This is a genomic window from Paenibacillus sp. CCS19 (assembly GCF_033239625.1).
Taxonomy (GTDB): Bacteria; Bacillota; Bacilli; order Paenibacillales; family Paenibacillaceae; genus Paenibacillus_T.
Genome location: NZ_BTCK01000001.1, coordinates 468,799 through 475,796, shown reverse-complemented (window position 1 = coordinate 475,796; position 6,998 = coordinate 468,799). Strand labels below are relative to the sequence as shown.

Below are 6,998 nucleotides of genomic sequence, written 5' to 3'. Positions count from 1 at the left end.
TACACGAATCCATTCATGGGCTTCTTTGTGTTTAGCTGTCGCAATTCATATTACAATCCGTCAAATAAAAAAAGCCGCAAATCTGCGGCTTTATGGCGTTAGAGAAACAGAAAAAGTGTCATAATCCGGCCCGACTGCTTTAATCCCATCTTGCTCCTTAGAGCCGACGGACACCATAAATTCGAAAGTTTCCGACATCGGTTCATCGTGCGCCGCATATTCGAGATCGATAACGACGGTTCCTTGACCGCCGCCTGTTGGTCTGTAACTCGAGTCTCTACCGATCTCGACCCAGGTTTTCCAATCGCTATTGGGGTCTGTATTGTTCAAGATCACCAAATGATTGGATGGGTTCACGTCAGGATTGTTGCCCGGGTAACTGTTCATCACGCTTGCAACCGCCCAGTGGTTCGGTATATAGAAAGATATGCCTCCCCAATCTTTCGGGTCTATCTCGATCGCAGCAACGATTGAGACACGATCTGCAATGCCTTCTTTACCTTGTACAAAAACAGTCCCTTTCGCTGATGTCTTAAGATCAGTGGAATCCGAGCTAATGTCGAAGCTTGTGCTGTTGATATAATTAACGTTGCTAATTACTTGTTGAGCAGGCTCGTCTTTCTTAGATATAAGCTGCGAGACAAGATAGGCGGAGCAAATAATTAATGCAATTAATAATATGACGGGCATTAAAGGAAACCTGTTAGTTAATCTCATTAATCATCCGAGACCCCCTTTTCGAATAACTGAAAGAAGTAAATGTTGGATGTCATTCAAGTGTAATTGACCTATTGTTCGTTTTCAATAGAAGCGCTCAAGAAAGAAGAATCGATTACGTTATCTTGCTCTTACATTCAATGATACACACAAAAGGCAACATAAGAGGTTATACTAGCGCTAGAGGTGATTCGTATGCCAATGGTTAAGGAAACGAATGCGGAAAGAACGATTGGAGCAGATTCTGTTCAAGACAAGCGATCATCCCCTGCCCTATTGTCAGATGAACAATGGCAGGCGGTAGCTGAGAACGATGCTTCATACGATGGCCAATTCTTTTACGCCGTGAGGACGACAGGTATTTTCTGCCGCCCTTCCTGCAAATCAAGATTGCCGAACAGAGATAACGTGGGCATGTTCTACACGGCAGAACAAGCAATAGCTGCACATTTTCGACCATGCAAACGGTGTAAACCCACGGGACAGCGACTGCCCGATGAGGAATGGATCGCTCTTGTAACGGAATATATCGAGAGGCATTATGCCGATTCGTTGTCGCTGAATACGCTAGCGAATATTAGTCACGGGACACCGTATCACTTGCATCGAACGTTTAGGAGGATCACAGGAATCACTCCGGTTGATTATATTCAGCAAGTTCGCATCAACCATGCGAAGCGTCAATTACGTACTACGGATCTATCCGTTGCTCATATTGGCGAATCGGTGGGTCTGCGCAATACCCCTTATTTTGTCACGTTATTCAAGAAAATGACGGATCTAACGCCGGATGCCTATCGCAGGCATGATAAACCCTAGAAGAAGGAGATTGGAGCCCATGTCCGTATCCATACGTAAACCGCTGTACTGGACTTTGCTATCTTATGATGGCTGGCGCGTGCATATCGCCGCTGTTGATGAAGGATTATGTTTCGTCGGATCACACAATCAATCGATTAATGAATTAACAGAATGGGCGGATCGCCGAATGCCCGGCTGCGATCTGCTTCGTGATGATCATATGATGAAGCCGTATGAGGATGAGCTTCGACGTTACTTCGCAGGAGATCTGGAACAATTTACACTCCCTGTCTACTATCAAGGAACACCCTTCCAGACTTCGGTATGGCGATCGCTATGCGAGATTCCATATGGTCAGACAAGATCTTATTCGGATATTGCCAACGACATTCAGAAGCCGTCATCCGTTCGTGCGGTAGGCACTGCGATTGGAGCGAACCCGATTCTGATCACCGTTCCCTGTCATCGCGTGATTGGCAAGAATGGATCTCTGACCGGGTATCGCGGCGGCATGGAGATGAAGAAGAAGCTGCTGGAGTTGGAGCGGACGATCTAATTGTTCAATAAGAAGAGCAGCGTCATCCGATGGCGCTGCTCTTCGGCATGCACGTCTATGTTTCCGACGAGAGCTCCCACAAGTAGATCGAAGCGACCGTGCCATATGGTGCGTATCGGAGACGATACTGCTCGAACTCTTGGCGTGACAGCTCCGTTAAGTTATACAGCCGCATCATCCCTCTTCGAATTGCAATGTCTCCCCAACTGACGACGTCAGGCCGTTCCATCGAATGGATAAGCAGCATCTCCGCTGTCCATCGACCGACTCCATGCAAGCCGGACAATTGACGAATCACTTCATCGTCGGGCAGCTCGCGAAGCGCATCGATATCCCATTCGCCTGCTGATATGGCTCGCGCTATCGTATGAATGCATACGGCTTTCTTCATCGACATCCCGCATGACTGAATATCGTCCGCACTATGCCCTGCGAGTTGATCAGGTGTGATGGTGCCGAATTTATCGAGCATGCGATTCCATACAGTATTCGCAGCTTTAACGGAAATCAACTGGCCGACGATTGCGTTCATAAGCGCTGTGAACAAGTCTGGTATGACCTCGCGTTCAAGCTTTCCTAAACGCTCTATCGCTCGACCGAGCGCAGCGTCCGCCTGCTTCAAATAGTCCGTTTCGCGCTGCCCATAATCATACCACTTGGTCGACATCCTGCTGCCCACACGTTTCACCTGCCGATCATTAAACGAAATGTTAACCTTTCTACCTATCACTATAACCAATCTCGCGCCTGTGCGGTGTAAATATGGAATGAAAGAGCAATATAACGAAATGACAAGAAGCCGCAGCAATAGCGGCTTCTTCGTTAACGATCATAAGATTCGATTCTTCAACAAATCGCAGGCCTGCTCGATCTCATCGGCGGTTGTGTAACGGCCTATCGAGAATCGCACCGTACCTGCACCGATTGCAGGATCCACCTTCATTGCTTTCAATACAGGCGACAGCTCAATGCTTCCTGTATGGCACGCAGAACCTGTTGTAGCAGCGATCTCAGGTACTTGGTCCAAAATATCCTGACCAATCATCCCTTTGAAACTGACGTTGAGTGTATTGGGCAGCTTCTCATCCGGATGGCCGTTGAGAACGATACGCTCTTGAAACATATCCGACAGGCGCGCCCAGAATCGATCCGTTAACGTTCGGATGCGTTGCTGATCTTCCTTCCTCGAGGCGATCTCAGCTGCCTTGCCGATCGCTGCGATATACGGCACATTCTCGGTGCCTGCCCTTCTTCCCGATTCGTGGCCGGCGCCATGAATGTAGGAATCGATCAATGTGCCGCGTCGAATGTATAACGCTCCGATCCCTTTGGGCGCATACAGCTTATGTCCGGCAATCGTCAGCAGGTCGACGTTAAGGTCGGATACGAGCGTTTCGATTTTGCCAACGGACTGCGCCGCGTCCGTATGGAAGATGATACCGCGTTCGCGGGTGATATCGCCAATCTTCCGAATTGGTTGTATGGTCCCTGTCTCGTTGTTCGCATGCATAATCGATACGAGTATTGTATCGTCAGTGATCGCTGCAGCAACATCATCTGCGTTAACACGTCCGTAAGCATCCACGTCCAAATAGGTTACTCGAGCGCCTTGCGTCTCCAAGTAAGCGCATGGATGAAGAACGGCCGGGTGTTCGATCTTCGTAGTGATGATATGGTTTCCGCGATGGCGATTCGCATAATAAGTGCCTTTGATTGCGGTATTGTTAGACTCGCTTCCCCCGCTTGTGAATATAATCTCATCCGGATCGCAGCCTACGAGTTTCGCTATACGAGTTCTCGCAAGGTGGATCGCTTGCTGAATATTGGCCGATGCCCAGTGGGATGACGACGGATTGCCGTAATAACCAGTCAAATAAGGCATCATCTCTTCCACGACCTCAGGGTCAATCGGTGTACTTGCATTGTAATCCAAGTAAATTGACGTTCGTTCTGCCGCCCCCTGGTCTGCTGCTGCCATTCGACTGCCCCCTCTGCATACATAATCATTCGTTTAACTGAATAGTGAATGAGACCTGTGGTTTTGTCAAACGCGGGTTGTCGTACTCGACGATCAATGAGCCTGCTGATTGTTGCGCAAAATAAAAGGGCCAGCCGCGAATGGGCTGACCTTCATCGAAGTTATTGATTGACTATCCCTTCTTCTGCGTACTGATCTGACGAGCAACTCGCTCGCCCAGATTCGGTGAGGCTTGATAGAGATAGCCTAATACGACCTTCTGGATCTCCGGCGCCACCGCTCCGAGATCGCCAGCCAGATTTTGCACCAAGTGGTCTTGGCCGGTTGGATTTAACGACTGGTAGTACTGACCTGCTTGCGTGAAGTTATCCGGCTTCGGAATATCGGAACGAACGAGCCGGCCAGCGACATAGCGCCCTGCCCCGCTCGTCACTTCGGATTCCGGCGACCAATGCGCTTGGTGGTTGATCGGGATTTTGCGGAAATCCGATCCCAGCCTATGACGCTGCGAATCCCAATAGATATTCGAGCGGCCTTGGAGCATTTTGTCATCCGAAAGCTCCACCCCTTCGAGCAGGTTCGCCGGGGAGAACGCGAGCTTCTCGATCTGGTCCAAATAATTCGTAGGGTTCTGATTCAACACGAGCCGGCCAACTGGGATCAATGGATACTGTCGAACATCCCACACCTTCGTATCGTCCAGCGGATCGAATGTCAGCATCGTTTCGTCCTGCGGGTTCATAAGCTGTACATACAGACCATACTCGACAGGCGTTCCGCGCGCGATCGTATCGTAGAGATCTTTGCCCGCGTAATCTGGATTCTCGCTTGCAATTCTTGCCGCCTCCTGCGCGTCGAGGTATTGCTCGCCTGCAAGGGGTAGCCAGCGGTATTTGACGTAATAACGGGCGTTCTGCGCATTCTTCCACACATAGGTGTTCACGCTGTGCCCTGGGATTTGGCGGAGATTCTTAGGCGTTCCTTCGTCCGAATATAACCGAACGATGAAATGCGTTGCTTCCGGCGCTGTTGCGATGAAGCCCCAGAAACGGTTAGGATCGATGAGGTTATTGACCGGCGACGGCAGGAAAGCGCGAATCGATTCAGGGAAGCGGATTGGATCCCGCACCAAGAACACCGGAATATGGTTGAACAGCAGGTCGAATATACCGTGATCGGTATAAAATTTGGTCGAGAATCCGCGTACGTTGCGTGATGTATCCGGCGTTCCCTTATTGCTGACAGCGAGCGAGAATCGAACAGCAACAGGCACCCGCTGGCCTGGTTGCTGCAGGAAACAGAGCTTTGTATAAGCTGCCATAGAATGGAGCGTTTCGAAGTAACCGAAAGCGCCGAAGCCTTTCACGTGGACGGGACGCTCCAACACTTTCTCATGGACGAACGTTTCCATTGTTTCATGCAGCATCGTGTCCTGCTCCAGAATCGGACCCCGTTCTCCTACTGTCTGCGAGTGGTGCTCCGGACGCTGTACGCCTGCCCATTGCGAAGGTGCTCCGCCTTGCCAGCTGCGATCATATGCCTGATCATTCGGATTGTTATCGTCCATGAATCCGCCTCCCATGCCTGCATTCTCATCGATATGTATGCATGACCATCAATCCATTATGACAGCATGTCAAAATAGATCGGTTAAGCGTTGACGGCTTCGAAAATGACATCGACAGCTTGCTTAAATCCGCCTGATTGCTGAAGCGCAACGCTCATCTCATCTGCCGACTGTTTATAAGACGGATTATTAAGCACCTGTTCCGCAGCGTCTCGCAGCTGCTTTGCCCTCAAACCTGGCATCTGCAGTTGTATGCCTGCTCCGATCTTAGTTACCTGCCGGGCAATGATTGGCTGATCCGCGGCTTGCGGAATGACGATGAGAGGTACGCCGAAGTAGAGCCCTTCATGCGCGCTGTTCATACCGCCGTGCGTGATAAACAGATTCGCTCGCTGCAGCACTTCCGTCTGAGACACATAATTCCTCACGATAAAGTTGCTTGGAACGATCCCGAGATCCGTAATTTGCGTACGCCTCCCGACCGACATGACCACGGTATGATCCGAACCGCCAAGCGCTTCGAAACAAAGCTTATAGAAGTCATTGGCCATGTTAAATACAGTGCCTAGCGATATGTAAATCAGGTGCTGTCCCTTGCTTGCGGATAGATCGATATCGTCCTGCTTGTCTCGTGCCGAGATCGAAGGCCCGACGAAATGGTAGGATGAATCAAACGCATCTCCACTCGGCTGGAACTCTCTTATTGTATAGACGATCGTATGCGGCGCTGGATTACAGAACACCTCGTATGGCGTATGTATCTCCACCCCGTAGTTCGATTGGATCGCTGAGATTAGGCTTCCATAACGTTCCTTAATAGGATGAATTACTTCGGAATCTGCATCAGCCCACGAGTGTTCCAATGATTGCTGGAAAGCTTCCTCGCTCTGTGCAAATGAAGTACAAGAGCTGATCGCAGGCAGCTGGAGCATCTCAGCTAGAATCCGCCCGCAGCCGAACATCGAATCGTGGATCATATAATCGAATGTATCGCCTTCAATTTGTTCAAGCACGCTTGGAATCACGATATCTGCGGTAAGAAGCAGTCCATTCACTCGCTCAAGCGGATAATTCCTGCCGCCCGAGATGAAAGCTTGGATAAACTTCTGACCGTCTATCGTTCGAACCGCAGCTCCCGCCTGCTCAATCCGCTCCCGATAGGCTTCTACACAGAAATAAACGACCTCCTCCCCTCGAGCGATCAACTCCTGAACAACCCCAATCGTGGGATTGATATGCCCTTCTGATCCTGCGTTGATGAATAAGACACGTGCCATTCCCGTCACTCCTAATTGCCGATGTTATATTCTCATCTTACGTGCTTCTAGACTTATCAGCAAATCATAAGAAGAGCTGCTTCATAGCAGCCCTCCATCCTT

The 6,998-nt window shown here is 49.9% G+C and carries 7 protein-coding genes; 2 read left to right on the top strand and 5 right to left on the bottom strand.

What is annotated here, in order from left to right; all coding sequences use genetic code 11:
• Positions 1 to 90 precede the first annotated feature (90 nt).
• Positions 91 to 690 carry a hypothetical protein gene (locus SBI19_RS02270; protein WP_317964574.1) on the bottom strand — a complete coding sequence of 200 codons (600 nt, stop codon included), beginning with the start codon at positions 688 to 690 and terminating at the stop codon, positions 91 to 93.
• Positions 691 to 918: 228 nt separating this feature from the next.
• Between SBI19_RS02270 and SBI19_RS02265 the strand changes: the two genes are divergently transcribed.
• Positions 919 to 1,536 (top strand): bifunctional transcriptional activator/DNA repair enzyme AdaA, encoded by a 618-nt coding sequence (locus tag SBI19_RS02265; RefSeq protein ID WP_483312224.1) that lies wholly within the window; start codon positions 919 to 921, stop codon positions 1,534 to 1,536.
• A gap of 19 nt (positions 1,537 to 1,555) precedes the next feature.
• Complete coding sequence (locus SBI19_RS02260; protein ID WP_317964572.1) at positions 1,556 to 2,074, top strand: methylated-DNA--[protein]-cysteine S-methyltransferase; 519 nt, start codon at positions 1,556 to 1,558, stop codon at positions 2,072 to 2,074.
• 55 nt (positions 2,075 to 2,129) lie between these two features.
• Here SBI19_RS02260 and SBI19_RS02255 read toward each other — a convergent pair whose 3' ends face one another.
• From SBI19_RS02255 to SBI19_RS02240, 4 genes are all read right to left on the bottom strand, one after another.
• Positions 2,130 to 2,741, bottom strand: coding sequence for a DNA-3-methyladenine glycosylase family protein (locus SBI19_RS02255; protein ID WP_317964571.1), 612 nt, complete (start codon positions 2,739 to 2,741; stop codon positions 2,130 to 2,132).
• Positions 2,742 to 2,903: 162 nt separating this feature from the next.
• On the bottom strand, positions 2,904 to 4,052 hold the full coding sequence (locus tag SBI19_RS02250) for a cysteine desulfurase family protein (RefSeq protein WP_317964570.1): 1,149 nt from the start codon (positions 4,050 to 4,052) through the stop codon (positions 2,904 to 2,906).
• Positions 4,053 to 4,224: 172 nt separating this feature from the next.
• Positions 4,225 to 5,619, bottom strand: coding sequence for a catalase (locus SBI19_RS02245; protein ID WP_317964569.1), 1,395 nt, complete (start codon positions 5,617 to 5,619; stop codon positions 4,225 to 4,227).
• An 83-nt stretch (positions 5,620 to 5,702) separates the two neighbouring features.
• Positions 5,703 to 6,896 (bottom strand): macrolide family glycosyltransferase, encoded by a 1,194-nt coding sequence (locus SBI19_RS02240; protein ID WP_317964568.1) that lies wholly within the window; start codon positions 6,894 to 6,896, stop codon positions 5,703 to 5,705.
• Between the last annotated feature and the right edge of the window lie 102 nt (positions 6,897 to 6,998).